Raw genomic sequence first — 21,782 nt, 5'->3', positions numbered from 1 at the left:
GTGATTCATTCTAAACCGCTACCGAACAGCTGTCTGCGCGGCTTGATGGCGGATCTGTTCGCTGGGCGAGGCTATCTGCACGTGCCTCTCATATGGCAGACTGGGGCAATTGAATGGGAAATATGGAATTTCCGGCTTGTATCAATAGTACCGGTCATGCCGATCGCGTGGATTGCCGATACTTCGTATTGGTACGTCCACATCAATGTCTAGGGTCCGCTCACGGATGATCGCCTAACGCTTAGTCTTAGGTCGTGGCGGTCGAGCGTTGGTGCGGTGCCGCTGGGGCAAAGTTGTCGATCTCAATTTCCAAAAAGTCGAGATAACCTCCGTGTATTACACCCGTTCACCTGCAACACGAGCGGTCTGGTTAGCAGCCATGATTTTCATGGCTGTGGCGTACACGGGTTGTAGCAGCACGAATTCCTACGTGCCGTTCTCGCCTGATTTGAGTGATTATCAGATCGCCTCGACTGAAATCGAAGAACCACTTGTCGATGAGGGGCCGGATCTCGATGCGTCCATCACGCCGGCACCCTTGACCGTTGAAGATGTTGACATCGCCGAGTTTACGGACCTGACGTTGGAACAAACCGTCAAGACGGCGCTCTCGAATTCCCGCGTACTGCGGGATCTGGGCGGACGAGTCTTGGATGCCCCACAAGTCGTAGCCACAACCTACGATCCAGCCATCACCGAGACTGATCCACGATTTGGTGTGGAAGGAGCGTTGAGCGCCTTTGATCCCAATTTTTATGCCAATGGCTTCCATCAGAAGAATGACCGGGCCGTCAATAACGCGGTCACCGCATTCGGCACGCAGATGCTGCAACAAGACGCCGCATTTATGCAATATGGATTGGACAAACGAGCGGTGACTGGGGCCGAGTTAGGCATTCGGCAAATCACCGGTTACGACGCGAACAACGCTCCGGGCAACCGATTTCCCAGTGCATGGGATACGCGGATCGAGGCCAATGTCCGCCAACCGTTGCTATTGGGAGCCGGTGTGGAATTCAACCGCATCGCCGGTCCGCAATTTCCTCCCGGTACCGGCAGCACGGCAACGTTACCGCGATTGCCCTACGGATCGCGATTTAACGGCGTGATGCTGGCACGTATTGATGAAGATGTCAGTCTGGCGGACTTTGAAGAAAGTGTGATCAAATTCATCAGTAACGTAGAAAACGCGTATTGGGACCTCTACTTTTCGTACCGCAATTTGCATTCACGTATCGCTGCCCGCGACGCCGCTTTAGAAACATGGCGGCGCGTTAAGGCGCTCAATCTTGCCGGACGCGTGGGTGGTGAAGAAGAAAACGAAGCGCAGGCTCAAGAACAATACTATCGATTTGAAGAGGCGGTGCAGGACGCGCTCTCCGGCAGATTGGTCGAAGGGACGCGGGACAACAACGGCAGTCGCGGTGGTACGTTTCGCGGACTGGAAGGAATTCAGGTCGCTGAGCGGCGGATGCGGCTGTTGATGGGGCTGCCACTCTCGGATGGGACGCTACTGCGCCCGATCGACGAACCCCCTGTAGCGGAAGTGATTTTCGATTGGGAGACGATCAAATCCGAAGCCTTAGCACGCCGCGTCGAATTGCGCCGGCAACGATGGCAAGTCAAACGCCGGATGTTGGAGTTGGAAGCCACGAACAAATTCCTGCTGCCGCGATTAGATGCCTTGGGGACCTACCGGTTCCGCGGATTCGGTAAGGACCTGATGGGGCAACATGCCGGCGTCAACGGCCAGTTTAATAATGCCTGGGGAAATCTCGGGAGCGGCGACTACCAAGAATGGGAATTGGGGATGGAATTCGCGGTGCCGTTGGGCCATCGACGTGCGAATGCTGCGGTGAAAAACGCGGAATTGGCCTTGGCCCGCGACCGAGCAATTTTGCACGAGCAAGAACGGGAAGTGGTCCACGATTTGAGTAATAGCGTGGGCGAGGTGAAGCGGTCACAGGCCTCGGTGAAGACGACATTCAATCGACGTTTGGCAGCCAAGCGGGAATTTGAAGTGTTACAGGACAAATTCGAGAAGGAAAACATCACCGATCTTGACCGCGTTCTCGACGCACAACGACGGTTTGCCGAAGCAGATAGCGCCCACTACAAAGCCCGCGTCGAATATGCGCTGGGACTAAAAAATCTGTTCTATGCTGAAGGGACTTTGCTGGAGCATAATCAGATTTATCTATCCGAAGGCCCCTGGCCGCAAGCCGCTTATTGCGATGCGGAAGAACGATTGCAATCACGGATTCATAATCTCGAGGATCTGCAAAAGACCTATTCCGATCCGGTGGTCAGCCGCGGCCCTTACGGGCAGGTGAGCCGATTCGCCGAGGTCTTGCCGGAAGATTGCGAACCGGAAATCTCAGAACCCGTCGCTGTGCCTCCTGCCCCCGACGATAACGATGGAGCGGAAGCGTGGTTTGATGATGAGTTCGATGGGGAGAGCGAAGACGCGGTTGGTTTATTCGATGTGAACTGATCGTAGGCAAATACTACAGCGTTTCGACATGACTTCTCCGTTCACGTTTGTCGGCGCGCTGGAGGCTTGCAGTACGCATGTTGTTTGTCGTCGATTGGCATGGAGAATATGCTCTTCCATCGCACTGGCGGACAAGCCGCCAGTGGCACCCCAGGCGGTTATGTGAACTGATCGAGACGCTTGCTTTCTCTACGATCTTGCAAACCATGCTGAGTGTACCGATGCGGATCAGACGGAGCTTCGCCCTTCCGGGGACGCGGTCTCTGTTCGACGTAGCAACCCGTCGACACGGGTAACCTGTTTAAGAAAGCGCGATGGACGCGTCCTCTTCGACTTCTAAAAACGGATCGAGTCCCAATTGTTCAAGCTGGTCTTGTCGGCGCAGTGCGGACTGAATCAATTGCCGCCGCTGACCTGCGTGTCGCTTTTCGACTTGGTGCTGCGCGGATCGAAAGAGACTGGCTAAGCCGCGTGTGTCTTTGCGCTTCTGGGCAGCTGCTCGCAGTTTGGCGGATTGTTCCTTTCCAAAACCTGCTTCGAGGATTTCATCGTCCAGTGAAAGAAACATCCGGTCACTTCCAGGATCTCCTTGGCGTGCGGCGCGGCCGCTGAGTTGGCGATCGATCCGTGGAGATTCGTGCAATTCCGTGCCGATCACGTGCAGACCGCCTAATTCAGCTGCTCCCGGTCCCAAACCAATGTCCGTGCCGCGACCGGCCATGTTCGTGGCGACGGTGACTTGTCCCTGCTGCCCGGCACTGGCAATGCGTTCGGCTTCGCTACGAACGTGCAGCGCGTTGAGGACTTGGTGCGAGATGCCCGCTTGGTCGAGTAATTGGGAGAGGTGTGCTGATTTCTCAATCGACCGCGTTCCGACCAAGACGGGACGGCCTTGCTGGCTGACGGTGCGTATCTCTTCGACGATCGCCGTCCATTTCTCGGCGGCCGTTAAAAAGACCTGATCGGGCCAATGGCTCCGCTGGCAGGGACGGTTGAGAGGGACGGCGACGGTGGGCCGGTGATAGACGCTGTTGATTTCCCTTGCGGCGGGTAGAAGCGTGCCCGACATGCCGGCCCAACAGTTGTAGCGAAGAAATAACTCCTGCGTGGTGAGTTGTGCTGCGGATGACGAGACGGGAGAAATTGCCAAACCTTCACGGGCCTCGATCGCTTGATGCAAACCGTTGCGCCAGCGGCGTCCATTGGCGATACGTCCGTTGAATTCATCGACAATCACGACTTCGCCGTCTTGAATCACATATTGTTGTTCGCGGCGAAATCGCTGGTGCACCAAGATCGCTTGTTCGACGCTGTGGTAAAGGTCGCTGACTGGGATGCCCGCCAAGGTCGACGGTTTGGGAAATCGGCGGATCAATTCTCGACCGGCGGGGGTGAGGCGAAATGTCGAGATTTCCGGATCCAGCACAAAGTCTGTCGTCTGTTCTAAACGGCCGACGATGTCAGCGGCCCATTTTGAGACTGCGGTCAGTTTTGCGGATGATGCGGACTCAAACTGACTGATGATCAAGGGGATACGAGCTTCGTCGATCAAAATGCTGTCAGCCTCATCGACCAGCGCGTAGTTCAAGTCGCGTTGTACGAACTGTGCGGCGCGGTGTTCGCCGTGATTGTGGAATCCGGTATTGAGGAGACCATGTTCGCTTCCTAGCAACCGATCTCGCAAAAAGTCAAAGCCGAACTCCTTAGCTGTCCCGTAGGTGACATCGCAGGCATACGCCGCGCGCCGCTGATCGGGGAGCATGTCGGATTGAATCACGCCGACGGAAAGCCCCAATGCCGCAAAAATCGGCCGCATCCATTCGGCATCGCGATTCGCTAGGTAGTCGTTGGCGGTCGCCAAATGCGCGCCGTTGCCGGATAAAGCGTGCAAGTATAACGGTAATGCGGCGGACAATGTCTTGCCTTCGCCGGTTGCCATCTCGGCTAAACATCCGCGTGCTAATAAGGTTCCCGCGATAATTTGCACGTCGTAATGCCGCATGCCCAATTGCCGACCGGCGGTTTCGCGCACCAGAGCAAAGGCGCGGGGCAGTAATGCATCTAAGGCGTCTCCGCACTTGGCGCGATACCGTAGCGAGGAGCTTTCCCGGAGTAATTGCTCGTCGGTGAAACTGCCCAGGTCTCGTTCGGCGATTGTCACACGGCGCAGCGCGGCTTGAGCGCGGTTGAATTCGCCGCGGGCCGAGACCATTCCGAATTGTGACAAGATGCCCCACATGTCGAGAGAGGTGTCTCCAGGTTCTGCTTACGGTGCTGACCAGTCGACGGATTTCCAAACAATCGCCCGACCGTCGCGGCTGGCTGAGAGAATGCGGCGGCCGTCGTTGGAAAACGCTACTGATGTCACCGTACGATCATGTTCGGTCAAGGTCAGGATCTCGGTCGCATTCAACATTCCTCCGGTCCCGTCGTCCTGGTCACGGCTGGAATTGACTGTGGTGTCCCACAGCTTGACGCTGTTGTCCCGACTGGAAGTGATGGCACGGACGGCGTTGGTTTCACCGGGATCCCACTGGCCGTTGTTGTTTTTGTCCTGCGGCGGCGAAAATGCGACGCAGGTGACGCTTGAAGTATGTCCGTCCAATAGCAAGCTGGGAGCGGCCTTTATACTGCCGTCCTCTTGGATATCGAGGTCCCAGACACGGGCTGTATTGTCGGCGCTGCCGGTGATGACCCGTGTCCCGTCGGCCGAAGCGGCGATGCAGAGGACTTCCCATTCATGCCCCCGTAATACGCAGGCGGGTTGGATTTGCTGTTCGTCTGCGCCGGAGGTTGCGGGTGCCGATGTTTCATACAGGGCAGCTGTTTTGTCGTCCGAAGCGGTCAGGACCCAGCGTCCGTCGGGAGAGAATGTTGCAAATCCCACGCGAGCGGTGTGTCCGGCATAGGTGCGTACCACGCGGCCTATACGGACATCGACTTCAGCGGCGTCTGGAGAGACTTTGTGCCGTTGGGTGACAATCTCCCAAAGTTTAGCAGTTCCGTCGTCGCTGGAGGTGAGGACAAATCGGCCTTCGGCATCGGGCGAGAAAACACAACTATTGATGGCGCCGGCATGTGCCCCTTCCAATTTGGCCAGCACACGTCCGTTGACCGCATCCCAGATACGTGCCGAACTATCCCAACTGCCCGTCACTAGGCGATTGCCATCGGGCGAGAAGTTCGCGGAGGCGACCGCTCCGTGCGGGCCGAACGCCATCGCGACTTGTCCGGTAGCCGCTTCGAGCAAATGCGTCTGATTTCCACCGACAACGGCCAGCCGTGAGCCTTGCGCCTGCGGGTCAAACGCCGCCGACCAAATCAAAAATGGATACTCTTGATTAAGGACTTCACGTCCCGAGGCTACTTCCCACACGCGGACTTTCCCGTCGGCCGCATAGGTTGCCGCTGCCATCCCAGCCGGGGAAAGGCTCACCGAAACCGGGACCGATTCATGTAGTTTTGTCGTTGCAACATCAAACGCTTTGGCCAACTGATCAATCGTGGCTGCTTCAACTACCGCCTTGCCGGAAAATAGTTTGTCGATCTCTTCCTCACGAACGTGACTTTGCCGGCTTAGATCAGCCACAGACCAGGCACGTTCTTCCATCAGCGACCGCAAGTTATCAGAAACAGCGCCACTCCCACCCACATCTACGAACGAGTGCAACAGCTTTCCACTTTGAATATCCCAATATCGGACCGTACCGTCGAGACAACCGGTTAAGGCAAACCCACCTTCCGGCGCGAGGGCCATTGCCGTGACGGCTGCGGGATGTTTTAAAACGCGGTCAACCAACTCCTCACCAGTCTCCACATCCCATTGGGCGACGGTACGGTCGTTGCTGGCCGTTAATGCGCGGCGTCCGTCGATGGTGAACGCGGCCGCGACGATGCGTCCGGAATGTCCTCCTAGTTTTCCGGTCAGTCTCCGAATTTGCTTTCCAGTACTGGCATCCCATAACCAGCAGCGGCCAGCTTCATCTCCAGAGAGTACTAATCCTCCCTTGGCCGTGCTCATGGCAACGGCGGTGACTTCATGTGCATGACCGGTGAATTCTCGCACCAGTTTTCCGTTGGCGGCGTCCCATAGCTTTACGGTCGCTTGATCGCTGCCGGTCACAATCCAATCTCCATCAGGCGAGGCGGCCACAGCCGCTTTGCGCCCCGTCCCCAACAGCGAGAATTCCTCCGTTCCCGAAGCCAAATCCCACACACGCGCCGTATTATCCATGGCGCTGGTGATCAGTCGCCGTCCGTCGGGCAAGAATACGACCGAGGAGGAAAGAAACTGATGTCCTTCGAAGAACGCGCGTGTGACGTCGCCGGATTCGGCCGACCATGATTTGGCATAGCGGTCCTGACTGGCGGTTACCACCTGTTGGCCGTCGGGTGAAAAACTGGCGCCCAACACGGCGTTAGTATGCCCAGCAAGCCGGCGACCTTGCAGCGTTTGGATTTCGTCGTCGCCGTCCAGACTCCAACGTTTGGCTTGCCCATCGCCTCCGGCAGAGAGGATCCAGCGTCCATCAGCGGAAAAATCGGCCGCCGCGACCGCACTGCCGTGCCCGCGAAATGTCCGGATCAATTTCTCGGAGCCAATGTCCCACACGCGGACGGTATTATCGCGACCGCTGGAGACGATCAACGATCCGTCTTGTGAGAAGCGAATCGACCGCACGGTGTCCGTGTGGCCGGTCAATTCTTGAAATGTGGTTTCAGTGGGCGCTAATCCTTCGGCCAGATTGCGGAAATCGAATTCGACAATCGCTTCGGGTTCCCAGATCAAAATGCGGCGGTCATAACCTCCCGAGACTACGTGTTTGCCATCGGGAGTGAAGCGGGCGCAAAACACGGGGCCTTTGTGACCTCGAAACGGAATGCCTTGTCGGATCTGAGTGTCATCGGTCCATTGACCGGTTTCGTCCGACCAGACGATGGCTGTACCATCCTGCCCGGTCGTGACAATTCGTTTTTCATCAACTGCTTGGCCTTGGGCATCCTGTTCGCGACGAAAGGTTGCCGACCAGACCCACCAATTGTGACCGAAAAGACGTTGTATCTGTTTCCCGGACTCGACGTCCCACAAGCGTGCTGTGCCATCCAGCGATGCGGTGAGCAACCGGCGGCCGTCATGTGAAAACTGGACGCTGGTCACAGTTTGCGTATGGCCGGTTTCAAAGGCGTCTTCGGAAGCGGGGGGGCCGAATTGCCGTTCGATCGGTTGTCCGGTCTTTGCATCCCAGATCTTGATGAGACTGTTCGTATCATCACCGCCGGTGGCCAGCAGTCGTCCATCGGGAGAAAACGCGACCGCGTGGATCACATCGCCCACGTGCCGGCATTCGTGCAGAAGCTTTCCATCTTGCGCGTTCCATATCCGGGCGGTACCGCTGGGGCCGCCGGTAACAAATGTTTGATTATCCGGCGCCAGTGCTAAACAACTCGCCGGTTCCCGCACATCAAAACTCTTCTCGGACTGGCTGCACAGATACATCAACCGGCCCCATTCCCATTGGCGAAACTTGGGGTCGCAATCTTCGAGCAATACACGCGCTGAATCAAAAGCATTCTCATCGATCTTAGCGGCCGCCAAACCGATGCGGGCAATGTAGGCTTCGTATTCCTCCGCTTCTTTGGCTGCGATGGCGGCGACACGCGCTTCGTCGGCACGTAGCCGTTCCTCTTCGGCCAATTTGCGGGCTTTTGTTTCCTTTTCTTTGGCCTCAGTTTCCTTTTGTTTGGCTTCTTCTTCCGCTTTCCAGGCTAGGACCGCAGCCTTCCTGGCAGCCTCTTCGGCAGCGAGGGCTTTCTTCGCTTTGGCCGTTGCCTCTTTTTCTAAAATGGTCGCTTTCTCAGCCACGACTCTTGCCAAGGATTCCTTTTCCGCTGCTTCATTGGCGCGGAGTGTTTCCGATTCCGCGAGTTGCCGTTGTTGTTCCGCGACGTCGCGTTCGCGGCGGGCGGTTTTTTCGGCTTTCATGACTAGCAGCAGGCCGATGCTGACCACGGCCAAAACGATTGCGACCAGTCCGCGGACCAGTAGTTTGGCTCTGCGTAATCGTCGTTTATGAGCGGCACGCTCTTGTTTTTTTGTGATGACTTGTTGCAGGAGTTCAGTATGGTCGGGATTATCGGCGTCGAGCAGCGACTCCGACAAATCGAAGTCGGCTTTCTCCAAAGCCGTCTGCGCATATTCCAACCGGGCTGCGGCAGCGCCCCGTTTGGCGGAGGTGTTTCCTTCCCACAGCGACGATGCTTCCTCGAAGGCGAACAAGGCGCGCGAGAAACCTTCATACTCATCTGTTTCCCGAGATTTTCTTAGATACTCTTCAGCCACACCGGAGAGGGCGACCGATTCGATATGTGATTGGTAATCGCGAATGTCATTTTGGAAATCCCGCACGCTGGGATAACGATCTTCCGGATTGGTCGCCATCGCCCGCATGGCAATTTCAGTGAGTTCGTTTGTTTCCTCGGGCGGCTTGACGATGTTTTTGCCCGCATAGACCAATGCCTGCGAGACGTTCGAGGCAGTGTGAGGTGGTTTGCCGGTCAGAATTTCATACAGAATCGCGCCCAATAGATAGGTATCGCTGGCTGGTCCAATGGACTCCACCGGACCGAGCACCATCTCCGGAGCCATATAGGACGGAGTACCGCCCAGGGATCTGATATTGGCCACCGTGTTTTTTTTGCGGAAGGTTTCTGTAGGTTGCGCCAGACCCCAGTCCATCACCAAAACTTCGCCAAATTCTCCCAGCATGACGTTATCGGGCTTGAGGTCGCGGTGTACGATTCCGCGGGAATGCGCAAAAGCGACCGCATCAGCAACACGCAGCAGGATGTCGAGATTCTCGGCCTGCGAGTTGTCCTTGATGACCTTGCTCCAAGGAGTTCCTTGGACTTTCTTCATCGAATAGAACAGGGAGCCACGATCATTCACGCCCACGTCGTAGATGGGTACAACGTTGGGATGGTCCAGTTCGCCAGTGACGACGGCTTCGGCGAGAAACTTTTGCTGGTTTTGCGCACCGGACTTTGTTTTTTCTCCCAGCATTTTGACGGCGACAGACCGATCGATCGACGTTTGCCGTGCTTCATAGACGACCCCCATGCCGCCTTTTCCCAGAATGCCGAGAATTTCGTATTCCGCTTCGTCTGTCTCGGTGGGGATGGTTGTGGACTGCACGGCGCGGGGTTTGATGACCAACGAGGAATTGGAAGAAGGTTCGAATCGTTCCTTGGCCCGGATCGACGTAGTGGGAGCATCGTCGTTCTTGATCGCGATCGACCAATCGTCGGCCATCGAACGATCCAGGTTGGCAGTGATGTCGACATCTTCAGTCACAAAAGTGCGATCGATCGCAGCGGCTTGATCGGAACCTGGACCCTGATCCGGATCATTGGCGATGGTGCGATCTGCATCGAATTCGTCGGAGACAAACGTTTGTTCCGTGGCGGCGATGTGACCGGAATCGGCGATGGTTTGGTTGCCATCAGAGGGCGCTTCGAAAGTGCCGGAATCGACAACGATCGTTTTATCACTTTCGGTATCACGCGGTGAATCGGATGATTCGGTATTCGCAATTGTTTTCGCAGATGTCTGGTCGTCGTCCAGGACATTCGTCACGAAAGTCTCGTCGGTTTCCGCAGACTTGGCCGCATCGACGTCGGCGACTGTGGGAGTTTCGGCGGTCGTCGCATCGGCAGCTTCGTCGGGGTTATCGGCTATAGTTCGATCGGTCCCCAGCGAAGACTCGCTATTGGATGGTACTAATACGGCGCCGCAATGCGGACAGGCGTCTAACTCCAAGTCCGACGTTTTTAACGTGGTTCGGCAGTGCGGACAATTTAACATGGTATGGCAGTCTTACAGAAACAATTGGCTTAGAAAGTTGAAGTGGAGCGCCGTGCCGACCACGGGACTTGGGACGAACTTTCGGGAAACTTGGACATCGCCGAGTCGACCGTTGCTTCCCAGTTAGGATGATCGATGTGAGCGCTGGTCGATTCGCCTTGATCCGCGGCATCAATTCGCAGGGCACTCGCCTGCGCCGGTAATTCGCCGTCATTTGTGGGGGTTTGTGAAACGTTTTGTTGTTGCGTTTTCAACAAATCTCCCGGATCAATAATTTGTCCGCCTCTGACATGAACATCCATAATCAGACGCTGAGCTTCAGGCGTCTTGAAGTAAAAGCGATAATGACCGTCGGGCAATTTTCGAATATATTCGGGAAGATCCACCAGAATGGTCTTGGGAAGATTCTGGTGTCGAATCCTCTTTCCCTCAGGAGACAGCAGTTCAATCACAACCACTTCTTCCTGAGAACCGCGATTTTCCATGGCCTTCACCGGTCGGTCGCTGGTATTGCCTTCGAAGGGAATTGATGTTGTCGGATTGGGGGAGACCGTGGTCGTAATGTTTTCGCGAGACGACTTAATCACGACGCCAGCGACATACCCACCGCTGGGGGCATTCGCCACCGTCGCTTGAGGGAACTCGGTGACAATCAGTTGTGTTTCCAGGCTGACATCGGCTGAAAATCTTGAAACGGCTGTCGCACCATCATCGTCCCGCAGCGTAGCCGTAATCGCAAAGGCTCCTTCGGACTCAAACACATGCGAGGCAATAAAGTTTTGTGCTCCACCCGTGTACTGAATCACTGAGGGCGCCGATCCATCACCCCAGTCGACTGTCAGCGTATGGTCGTCCAGTGAACCGGCATCTGAAAACTTACCGGATACCACGAATTCCGCATCGACCTCCGGAATCGCTGTTAATGCAGCACTGTCGATAATCGGAGCGACGTTCTGCACGGTGACGGGAAGTTGTTGTTGGCTGCCGCTATTTTCGTTGTCGACGACGGAGACAGTGACGGGGTAGATGTCCTGCGGTGTGCCGGTGGGATTGTCGTCGAGGTAACGGTGCGTGGCGGTGAAGGTGGTCTCGCCGGCGGCGAGTTGGATGAGTGACGCTGCGCTACCGTCGCCCCAATTGACGCGGACGATGTGCGTGTCCAAACTTCCCGCATCGACGACGCGCCCGCTGACGGTGGCGAGGCCGTTCTCTAATATTGGCGAATTGATCGTCAGGTCGGCCAGCGTAGGAATCGCGTTCCCAATCGTAACGTCGATTTGCGAGGTACTGCTACCGCCGTCATCGTCGGTGAGCGTGACGGAGATGGTGTAGACACCCGAATCAACGTAGGTATGTTCGCCACTGAAGATCCCGCCGCTAGCGGCCACGTTACTGCTGGTGCCGTCGCCCCAGTTGATCGTGGCGGTGTGTGTGTCGCGGCTGCCGACATCGTTGAACGTTCCGTTCAGCACCAGAGGTGAGCCTTCTTCGACGGCGTCCGGTTTGGTGGTGAGTGTTGTGATCTGCGGCGCGACGTTTTGCACGGTGACGTCGAGTTGCTGTTGGCTGCCGCTATTTTCGTTGTCGACGACAGAGACGGTGACGGGGTAGATGTCCTGTGGCGTACCGGTCGGGTTGTCGTCGAGGTAACGGTGCGTGGCGGTGAAGGTCGTCTCCCCGGCGGCGAGTTGGATGAGTGACGCTGTGCTACCGTCGCCCCAGTTGACGCTGACGGTATGCGTGTCGCGGCTGCCGGCATCTACGACGCGTCCCGTAACGGTGGCGATGTCGTTCTCGAAGATGGGCGAGGTGATCGTCAGATCGGTCAGCGTGGGGATCGCGTTGCCGATGGTAACGTCGATTTGCGAGGTACTGCTACCGCCGTCATCGTCGGTGAGCGTGACGGCGATAGTGTAGGTTCCCGAGTCGACGTAGGTGTGCTCACCACTGAAGATTCCGCCGCCGGCAGCGACGTTGCTGGTCGTGCCGTCGCCCCAATCGATGGTGGCGCTGTGCGTGTCGCGGGAACCAATGTCACTGAACGTGCCGTCGAGCACGAGGGGGGAACCTTCTTCGACGGCGTCCGGTTTGGTGGCCAGCGTGGTGATCTGTGGAGCGACGTTTTGCACGGTGACGTCGAGTTGCTGTTGGCTGCCGCTGTTTTCGTTGTCGACGACGGAGACTGTGACGGGATAGATGTCCTGTGGCGTGCCGGTCGGGTTGTCGTCGAGGTAACGGTGCGTGGCGGTGAAGGTGGTTTCCCGGGCGGCGAGTTGAATGATCGACGCAGCGCTGCCGTCGCCCCAGTTGACGCTGACGGTATGCGTGTCGCGGCTGCCCGCATCGACGACGCGTCCCGTAACGGTGGCGAAGCCGTTCTCGAAGATGGGCGAAGTGATTGTCAGATCGTTGAGTGTGGGGATCGCGTTGCCGATGGTGACGTTGATTTGTGAGGTACTGCTACCGCCATCGTCATCGGTGAGCGTAACCGCAATGGTATAGGTTCCCGAATCGACGTAGGTGTGCTCGCCACTGAAGATCCCGCCGCCGGCCGATACGTTGCTGCTGGTGCCGTCGCCCCAGTCAATCGTGGCGGTGTGCGTATCGCGGCTGCCGACATCACTGAAGGTGCCGTCGAGCGCGAGGGGTGAGCCTTCTTCAACGGCGTCCGGTTTGGTGGTGAGTGACGTGATCTGCGGTGCGACGTTTTGCACGGTGACGTTGAGTTGCTGTTGGCTGCCGCTGTTTTCGTTATCGACGACAGAGACCGTGACGGGATAGATGTCCTGTGGCGTGCCGGTCGGGTTGTCGTCGAGGTAACGGTGCGTGGCGGTGAAGGTGGTTTTCCGGGCGGCGAGTTGGATGATCGACGCTGCGCTGCCGTCGCCCCAATTGACGCTGACGGTGTGCGTGTCGCGGATGCCAACATCGACGACGCGTCCGGTGACCGTGGCGATGTCGTTCTCGAAGATGGGCGAGGTGATCGTCAGATCGGTCAGCGTGGGGATCGCGTTGCCGATGGTGACGTTGATTTGTGAGGTACTGCTACCGCCATCGTCATCGGTGAGGGTGACGGCGATAGTGTAGGTTCCCGAGTCGACGTAGGTGTGCTCGCCACTGAAGATCCCGCCGCCGGCGGCGACACTGCTGCTGGTGCCGTCGCCCCAGTTAATGGTGGCGCTGTGCGTGTCGCGGGAACCAATGTCACTGAACGTGCCGTCGAGCACGAGGGGTGAGCCTTCTTCGACGGCATCCGGTTTGGTGGCCAGCGTGGTGATCTGCGGTGCGACGTTTTGCACGGTAACGTCGAGTTGTTGTTGGCTGCCGCTGTTTTCGTTGTCGACGACGGAGACGGTAACGGGATAGATGTCCTGTGGCGTGCCGGTGGGGTTATCATCGAGATAGCGGTGCGTCGCGGTGAAAGTGGTCTCGCCGGCGGCGAGTTGGATGATCGACGCTGCACTACCGTCGCCCCAATTGACGCTGACGGTATGCGTGTCGCGGATGCCCGCATCGACGACCCTTCCCGTAACGGTGGCGAGGCCGTTTTCAAAGATGGGCGAAGTGATTGTCAGATCGTTGAGTGTGGGGATCGAGTTGCCGATGGTGACGTTGATTTGCGACGTACTGCTACCGCCGTCGTCGTCGGTGAGGGTGACGGCGATAGTGTAGGTTCCCGAGTCGACGTAGGTATGCTCACCGTTGAAGATTCCGCCGCCGGCCAACACGTTGCTGGTCCTGCCATCGCCCCAGTTGATGGTGACGCTGTGTGTGTCGCGACTGCCGACGTCACTGAACGTTCCGTCGAGGACCAGGAGCGAGCCTTCTTCGACGGCATCCGGTTTGGTGGCCAGCGTGGTGATCTGCGGTGCGACGTTTTGGACGGTGACGGCGAGTTGCTGTTGGCTGCCGCTGTTTTCGTTGTCGACGACAGAGACGGTGACGGGGTAGATGTCCTGTGGCGTACCGGTCGGGTTGTCGTCGAGGTAACGGTGCGTGGCGGTGAAGGTGGTTTCCCGGGCGGCGAGTTGGATGATCGTCGCTTCGCTACCGTCTCCCCAATTGACGCTGACGATGTGCGTGTCGCGGATGCCCGCATCGACGACCCTTCCTGTGACGGTGGCGAGGCCGTTTTCCAGCACGGGTGAAGTGATGGTGAGGTCCGTCAGTGTGGGAATTGAATTGCCGATGATAACGTTGATCTGTGAGGTACTACTGCCGCCATCATCATCGGTGAGGGTCACGGAGATGGTGTAGACACCCGAATCAACGTAGGTGTGCTCGCCGCTGAAGATCCCGCCGCCGGCGGCGACACTGCTGCTGGTGCCGTCGCCCCAGTTAATGGTGGCGCTGTGCGTGTCGCGGGAACCAATGTCACTGAACGTGCCGTCGAGCACGAGGGGTGAGCCTTCTTCGACGGCATCCGGTTTGGTGGCCAGCGTGGTGATCTGTGGAGCGACGTTTTGCACGGTGACGTCGAGTTGTTGTTGGCTGCCGCTGTTTTCGTTGTCTACGACGGAGACGGTGACGGGATAGATGTCTTGCGGTGTGCCGGTGGGGTTGTCGTCGAGGTAGCGGTGCGTGGCGGTGAAGGTGGTTTCCCGGGCGGCGAGTTGGATGATCGACGCTGCGCTGCCGTCTCCCCAATTGACGCTGACGGTGTGCGTGTCGCGGATGCCGGCAGCGACGACGCGTCCGCTGACGGTGGCGAAGTCGTTCTCCAGCACGGGCGAGGTGATGGTCAAATCCGCTAGGGTGGGGATCGTGTTGTTGACGCTGACGTGGGTTTGTGCAGTGTCACTGCCGTTACTTGCGTCGGTTATGATGACGGTGATTGTGTATTGACTTTGCGAAGAGCCGCCGGTCGGTGCGTTCTGGTAGATGTGGGTTGCGGTGAATTCGCGGTTGGCTCCGGACGTTGATCCGCTAAAGTCACCTGTCAGTTCACTGGTTTGTCCGTCTCCCCAATTGATCAGGATGTGGTGATCGGCCTCGCCGGGTGGGGCATCTTGGAATTTTCCGCTGAGAGTGACCGTCTCACCTTCGTCGACAACCGTGGGAGTGACATCAAGGGCAGTGATCACCGGATTGCTGTCTAAGAGACGGCGTTCCTCAAGCCGTAGCGGCTGCAGGATCGTCGAATCGTCGAGAAGTCGCGGGTGACGTAGGGCCGTTAGGCAGTTAGCTACCGAAAGCCGCGTCAGCCAATAGGTGCGAAAAAGCATGCGAAAAAACTCGGTCAACTTGGAGAAAACAGTCTGTTGGTCGCTTCCTGAAGAGGGAGAGGCCACCGACTGTGCGCAATGGTCCCACATCAATTATGACGATCGGTCGTTACGTGGGTCTAGAGAAAGGTGGCGGAATTGTGCTGAAATAGGCTGAAACTCCTATGGTTTAGCAGGTTTCTGACGCCCGAATTGGTCCTGGGGCCGGCCAGATTAATTCTGGGATCGTTGGGAAATACGTGATTATGCGATTGAAGCCCAAGCGGAAATTGGCAGAATAACGAAACGAAGGCTGTCTCTATTTCACGTCTATGTCTGTTTCATGCAGACTCAGCAAGGGGAAGAAAACGATGTCGATGAGAAATCTGAGTGAGCGTGGTATCGCACGTCCGGCAAATCTTTGGGTCGTTTCCACGCTTGTGTGTTCGATGTTGGCGATTGTGAATCTCGGTTGCTCGCAAGAAGCCGGGGATGCACTGGACAAGGCGGGAGAGGCTGTGACAGATGCCGCTGAAGAAACCGGTGGTGCGGTCAAAGAAGCAGCTGAAGATGCTGGTGAGGCGGTGGGTGAGGCCTCAGAGTCTGCTGGCGAACTTGCAAAAGAGGCTGGCGACAAACTGAGTGCAGGCTTTTCGGCGGCCGCCGAAAAGGCGGCGAGCGCTTTAGAAGGTGTTGACGGTGGGAGTGAGTTGTTAACACAGGTCAAAGAATTCTTTGGCTCGGCCCAAGAGACACTCAAGGGAATCACAAACAAGGAATCAGCCGAAGCCGCAGTCTCGAAGTTAGGCGATCTGGACGGTGCGATCGCCAAGATTGGCGACATGGTCGGCAAGTTACCCGAAAGTGCCCAAGCATCGATCGGGCCCATGATCGCTGCGGGGACCGCTCAATTGAAAGCGCTGATTGAGAAGGTCGAAGCGATTCCCGGAGTCCGCGATGTGATTCAACCCAAGTTGGCGGAGTTGATGGACAAGTTGAAATCAATGTCTGGCAATTAAACAGGTAGAGTGTACAGTCGGGCCACACGCGTTTGATCAGCGGTGGATCTATTCATCCGCCGCTGCTCTCGTGGCCCCAATGAGCCATTGGGGATCGGGTAATCACGATGGCGGTGAATCCTTCAATTAGGAAGAAAGGGAACTGGGATGAAGTTTTGTCTACGGATGTTTTGCAGGTCGGGGGCTCTGGCCATTGCTCTTGTTCTGCCCTGGATGCCGAGCTTACTTCAAGCCGCAGAAGAAGCTGCCGCACCACCAGAACCGACTACGACGAGCAATGTCGAGATTACCGTTGATCAGTTGGAGTTACTTGTCAAACCGTTGACACGCGAAGAATTGGCTGTGGAAGCAGCGGGTTGGCGCGAACTGCTCAAGGAAAAGGTGGAAGAATCCAGCCAACTGCAAGTTAGCGCAAAACAGCAAACCCAAGCGAGCGAAGAGGGCGCGGAGGAAGCGCCGGGGGACGCGGGTGCCGATGCCGACGGAAAAGATCTGAAGGCGGAATTGGTTGAGAAACTTCCCCAATTGCAGGAACAGCGGACACAATTGATCGATCGACTCAATGTGGTGCTCGATGCTTGGGAGTTAAAGGGGGGAGAGGATGAAGAGTATCGACAATATGTGTCAGCGGTGGGTGGTCTGGAAATTGACGTGACCGATGCCAGTACCACTTGGGCGGCGTTGCAAGGTTGGGCGATGTCGGAGCAGGGGGGACAGCGATGGTTTTGGAATATATTGAAATTCGTGCTCATTCTTGGGGCGTTTTATATTTTGGCGAGCATTATTAGCAATCTTGTCGTGCGGGCATCATCGCGTACCAAGGGTTCGTCGGAGTTATTAAAAAAATTCCTGGGAACCTTTGTCAAACAAGTCGTGCTGTTGATCGGCTTGGTGATCGCCGCTTCGGCATTAGAAATCAACATTTCGCCGTTGCTGGCTGCCATCGGCGGTGCGGCTTTTGTGATCGGTTTGGCGCTGCAGGGGACGTTGAGTAATTTTGCCAGCGGGTTGATTATCCTGGGGTATCGTCCTTTTGATGTGGGTGATGTGATCGAAGCGGCAGGGATTACCGGCATCGTCGATTCGATGAATCTGATCTCGACAAAAATTCGCACCTTCGACAACAAGGTGATGATTGTCCCCAACAACAAGATCGCCACGGACACGATTACCAATGCAACGGCCAGCGACACGCGGCGCGTGGATATGATGTTTGGAATCGGCTATGACGACGATGTGGAGAAGTCTCGGGGAATCTTGGAATCGATTGTCAACAACCACGAACTGGTCCTTCAGGATCCCCCCGCTGTCATTCAGCTCAACGAGTTGGGGGATTCGTCGGTCAATTTCATTTGTCGGCCTTGGACCAAAGCGGGTGATTATTGGACCGTCTTTTGGGACGTGACCCGTCAAGTCAAAGAGGAATTCGACCGCAACGGCATCTCGATTCCATTTCCACAACGCGATGTGCATGTGTATCATGAGAACGTTGCCGGAGATGGCCAGCCACTCGCGGACGCAACCAACGATTAACCGTTTTCTTGGCGGCCGTTCATCTTGTTGAGAATCCAGCCCGTCCGCAGTTGGGCTGCTTGTTGCCTTGTTCAAACATCCAAGTTCCAGATTGACATGAGGGTACGATACGATGCGTTGGAAAGGTAGACGGGGAAGCGACAATGTCGAGGACCGGCGGTCCGCTCGCGGTCCGGCGGTCGCCGGTGGCGGGATCATCGGCATCGTCATCGTGATTATTGTGATTGTGATGGGGGGCGATCCGGCTCAGCTGTTGCAACAGATGCAACAAAATCAGCCGGCGCAACCAGGGGCTCCGGCTCGCAACGATCCGGCACAAGACGAATTGGCGCAAATGGTCTCGGTGGTGTTGGCCGACACTGAGGAAGTGTGGGACGAACTGTTACGAGAAGACGGGAAACAATATCGGGATCCCAAACTCATTTTGTTTCGCGATTCAGTCCGTTCCGCCTGCGGCTTTCAAAATGCGGCCACGGGGCCGTTTTATTGTCCACTCGACGAGCAAGTGTACATTGATCTGAGTTTCTTCGACGACATGAAAAGCCAGTTGGGCGCGCCGGGCGATTTCGCACAAGCTTACGTTGTCGCTCATGAAGTCGGACATCATGTGCAGAAAATATTGGGCACCAACGAACGCGTGCACAACCGGCAACGCCAAGTCAGCAAAGAGGAAGCCAACCAATTGTCGGTGCGGCTGGAATTGCAGGCCGATTTTTATGCTGGCGTCTGGGCCCATCATGCGCAACAGAACTGGCGGATTTTAGAAGAAGGAGATATCGAAGAAGCCCTACGTGCAGCGACTGCGATCGGCGATGACCGTTTGCAGAAACAATCACGCGGCTACGTCGTTCCCGAATCATTCACCCACGGCACATCCGAACAACGCGCTCGCTGGTTTATGCGCGGCCTCAAAGGGGGCGACGTAAACGATGGGGATACGTTTTCGATTCCGTATAGTCAGCTGTGAGCGCGGCGGTTTCGATGCGTCAGTTACGCTTTCGAGTCGGAGCAAACTTGCCGAGCGGGAGACTTGTGAAGCATTACGGGCGGAATTCGTCATCAGATTGAACGACTTGCTTTGGCTTTCGAGATGGGGTTATCCACGACACAAGGGCAATGGTGGCAGAAACGATAACCAACAATTCCAGAATTAGTCGCGTGAAGTCGATGCGACAAGAGACCTCTTGGTAAGAAATCGACGCGTCGACTCCAGAATTTACGTTTATGACTTGAGGGACATTGGCTCGATAGAGATCCCCAAACAAGAAGCCACGACCAACGGGTGTGGAATTTCCTGTAACTCGGGGTGGGAAGAGCGACACAGCGCAGAGAAGAGTTGACGAAAGGATTACGGTGAACTTGACTCCTGGTGTCATTTGTCTCTCCGTTTTACAAGTGCCAGAACAAGAATCCTAAGACGCTTCGCCGCACACTGCCTCTCACGATCAAAATATGCTGCCCATCCCGCGAATCACATGCTTCTTGCTGCCCCACCGTCAACGCAAGTCTCGCAGCTTGCATCATCTTATAGCCGGACTATTGGAATTTCCAGCTTCTGCAGTGACGCGCTGCACCCCATATTCGTGTGACGAGGCTTTTTGAGGATCTGGTGCATAGTGGCCATTTAAAAAACGATGCAGAACGATCCGACAGGTTGTTTTACGTCGGAAATCATTCGGCCACCGTGCCCGACAAGGATCGCCGTGCACGACGGCAAGCCGTCGGTTTGGGACTTTGCGGTTTCACGCACGCGAATCTGTGTTTGATCTGTGTTTGATCTGTGGCTAAAAATAATCGTCGTTTGGGTTGCGGCTCTGCTGCGCTGGGCTGGGCTACTTCGTGCGTCAATTCACGACTGTCCGGGATGCTGGGTTCTGAGATGGGCCTTGGGGGCTACCCGGTCATTGGCTTTCTGGGAGCGACGGGTTCTACGGGATTTGGCTCGGAATTGGACTGTTTCTGGCATTCCATACAGACTTCATCTCTTCGCGCCTGGGCAAACATCCCGATATCTCGATTTGACGGGAGATGACTTTCTTGTTTGCAGCACCTATCCGGCAGAGGCGAAAGACATGTCTCATGCCAGATCTCGGGTACAGCAAACCATTCAAGTTGGTCGACTATACGTCTTCTCCCCTTGCAGCCAGCCTCCGGGATGAATCCAACAAGGAAAGTTGTACCCATGCGCGAACAAGAGACCCAGCCAGAGGACCAGGAGACCAGTGAGCAAAGCCGCCGCGATTTTCTAAAGGGAGGGGGCATTGTTGCGGGCGGGCTTGCCGCGGCAACCGTTCCCGGTTTGGCAGAGGCCGACGCGGCGGATTCGCAAGCTTCCTATTCCCCATCAGATGCTCCATCCAAAAATCCGTATGGAAAACGCCCGGGTGGGGGCATCAGTCTCCCGGAGTACTACAAACCTTGGCCGGCGATTAAAAACCGCAATATGTACCTCCCCGGCACAGAAACGCTGCCCAAAAACGAGATGCGGATCACATTCCTGGGAAGCTCGCCCTGGCCGCCGAATCGGCTGCAAAAAGGGACCTCGATGCTGGTCGAACTGGGAAACGGGACGTCCCAACCACGGCGGTTTTTCTTTGATCTGGGCAACGGCAGCGTTGGAAATGCCATTGCGCTGCAAGTCCCTGCGCCGTTCATCAACGACATCTTCATCAGCCATCTCCACTCAGATCACTTTGCTGATCTGCCTTACATGTATCCCTTCCGCGCGTTTTCGGGCGGATTTACCCCTCTACGGGTGTATGGACCCTCGGGAAGGACACCCGAGTTGGGGATCAAGCATATGATCAAACATATGCGGGAGATGAATCGCTGGCACGAAGAAAACTTCCATGCCTGCCCCGTCGGTGATGGGATGGAGATCGAAGTCACCGAATTTGACTGGAAGGAACGAAACGGAATCTGCTACGACAAAGACGGTGTGAAGGTACGTCACTGGCCACGCTCGCATGTGAAGGACGGCGCGTCTGCTTATCGACTTGATTGGGAAGATGCCGGCCTGTCGTTTGTCTGGACCGGGGACGGCCGCCCCGACGAACTCTCCGCCGAATACGGCAAGGGAGCAGACGTGTTCGTTTCGGAAGGCACGATCGACGTTCCAACTCTTTCGGCAATGAAGCTTGGGTCGCCCGCCGAACTCTGGGAGTATACGATCGACATCTTCCACACGATGTACTATGCAGCCGGTTACCTGTTCAAGCAGGCCCAGCCCCGCATGGCTGCTATCTGCCATTTCGAATGGTCAGGCGATCAACTGGCCGCCGAATCGGTGGCGGAGGTTCGGTCGAACTGGGACGGGCTATTTATGTTTGGCCTGGATCTCCAGGTAATCAACGTCACCAAAGATGCGATTTGGTCGCGGGAAGCAGTGGTTGCCGATGGAGCTGCTCCGGCGAACATGGACCCACGCTGGTTTTTGAAGCCTGGTGAAAAACTGCCTGATGAAATCGAGTTGCCAACGCCAACGATGCCGCGTGAAGTGCAGCAAGAGCAATTCGTGCGCGATTTAGAAATCGACCCTAAGAAATACTACCCGCCGGATGTCTATCGCAAGCCGGTTCAGAAGTGGCCCGGCGTGGTGCTGAACCCGCGCGAGATGCTCAAGGCAAAGGGAATCGACGTGGGCGACGACAAATAGATTACTTCAGGCTCCA

8 protein-coding genes are annotated in these 21,782 nt (G+C 56.4%); 5 read left to right on the top strand and 3 right to left on the bottom strand.

Annotated elements, in window-relative coordinates; translation table 11 throughout:
- Positions 1–430: 430 nt before the first annotated feature.
- Positions 431–2,494 carry a TolC family protein gene (locus Mal52_RS15765; RefSeq protein WP_197534231.1) on the top strand — a complete coding sequence of 688 codons (2,064 nt, stop codon included), beginning with the start codon at positions 431–433 and terminating at the stop codon, positions 2,492–2,494.
- A 301-nt stretch (positions 2,495–2,795) separates the two neighbouring features.
- Here the strand turns inward: Mal52_RS15765 and Mal52_RS15760 are convergent, their stop codons facing one another.
- From Mal52_RS15760 to Mal52_RS15750, 3 genes are read right to left on the bottom strand one after another with little or no spacing between them, the layout of a single operon-like run.
- Positions 2,796–4,721, bottom strand: a complete 1,926-nt coding sequence (locus Mal52_RS15760; RefSeq protein ID WP_197534230.1) for a preprotein translocase subunit SecA — start codon at positions 4,719–4,721, stop codon at positions 2,796–2,798.
- 39 nt (positions 4,722–4,760) lie between these two features.
- Positions 4,761–10,355, bottom strand: a complete 5,595-nt coding sequence (locus Mal52_RS15755; protein ID WP_145377144.1) for a serine/threonine-protein kinase — start codon at positions 10,353–10,355, stop codon at positions 4,761–4,763.
- Between the two features lie 29 nt (positions 10,356–10,384).
- A complete protein-coding gene (locus Mal52_RS15750; RefSeq protein ID WP_145377143.1) occupies positions 10,385–15,580 on the bottom strand; it encodes a beta strand repeat-containing protein in 5,196 nt (1,731 codons plus the stop codon).
- A 356-nt stretch (positions 15,581–15,936) separates the two neighbouring features.
- Here Mal52_RS15750 and Mal52_RS15745 point away from each other — a divergent pair, with 356 nt between their 5' ends.
- The 4 genes from Mal52_RS15745 to gntH all read left to right on the top strand — a co-directional run bounded on the left by Mal52_RS15745 (position 15,937) and on the right by gntH (position 21,766).
- Positions 15,937–16,578, top strand: coding sequence for a hypothetical protein (locus Mal52_RS15745; RefSeq protein WP_145377142.1), 642 nt, complete (start codon positions 15,937–15,939; stop codon positions 16,576–16,578).
- A gap of 213 nt (positions 16,579–16,791) precedes the next feature.
- A complete protein-coding gene (locus Mal52_RS15740; protein WP_197534229.1) occupies positions 16,792–18,111 on the top strand; it encodes a mechanosensitive ion channel family protein in 1,320 nt (439 codons plus the stop codon).
- A gap of 112 nt (positions 18,112–18,223) precedes the next feature.
- The gene (ypfJ, locus tag Mal52_RS15735; protein ID WP_145377140.1) at positions 18,224–19,078 is read left to right on the top strand and encodes a KPN_02809 family neutral zinc metallopeptidase; all 855 of its coding nucleotides are present in this window, start codon (positions 18,224–18,226) and stop codon (positions 19,076–19,078) included.
- Positions 19,079–20,293: 1,215 nt separating this feature from the next.
- Complete coding sequence (gntH, locus tag Mal52_RS15730; protein ID WP_145377139.1) at positions 20,294–21,766, top strand: guanitoxin biosynthesis MBL fold metallo-hydrolase GntH; 1,473 nt, start codon at positions 20,294–20,296, stop codon at positions 21,764–21,766.
- The last annotated feature ends 16 nt before the right edge of the window (positions 21,767–21,782 follow it).

This window comes from Symmachiella dynata (assembly GCF_007747995.1).
GTDB lineage: Bacteria > Planctomycetota > Planctomycetia > Planctomycetales > Planctomycetaceae > Symmachiella > Symmachiella dynata.
The sequence above is the reverse complement of the archived record's forward strand: the minus strand, read 5'-3'. Positions and strand labels throughout refer to the sequence as shown.

Excerpts from the sequence above, each read along its gene's own strand:
- gntH (WP_145377139.1), top strand. The coding sequence starts at position 20,294 with ATGCGCGAACAAGAGACCCAGCCAGAGGACCAGGAGACCAGTGAGCAA.
- Mal52_RS15755 (WP_145377144.1), bottom strand. The coding sequence starts at position 10,355 with ATGTTAAATTGTCCGCACTGCCGAACCACGTTAAAAACGTCGGACTTG.
- Mal52_RS15745 (WP_145377142.1), top strand. The coding sequence starts at position 15,937 with ATGAGAAATCTGAGTGAGCGTGGTATCGCACGTCCGGCAAATCTTTGG.
- Mal52_RS15750 (WP_145377143.1), bottom strand. The coding sequence starts at position 15,580 with ATGCTTTTTCGCACCTATTGGCTGACGCGGCTTTCGGTAGCTAACTGC.
- ypfJ (WP_145377140.1), top strand. The coding sequence starts at position 18,224 with ATGCGTTGGAAAGGTAGACGGGGAAGCGACAATGTCGAGGACCGGCGG.
- Mal52_RS15740 (WP_197534229.1), top strand. The coding sequence starts at position 16,792 with ATGCCGAGCTTACTTCAAGCCGCAGAAGAAGCTGCCGCACCACCAGAA.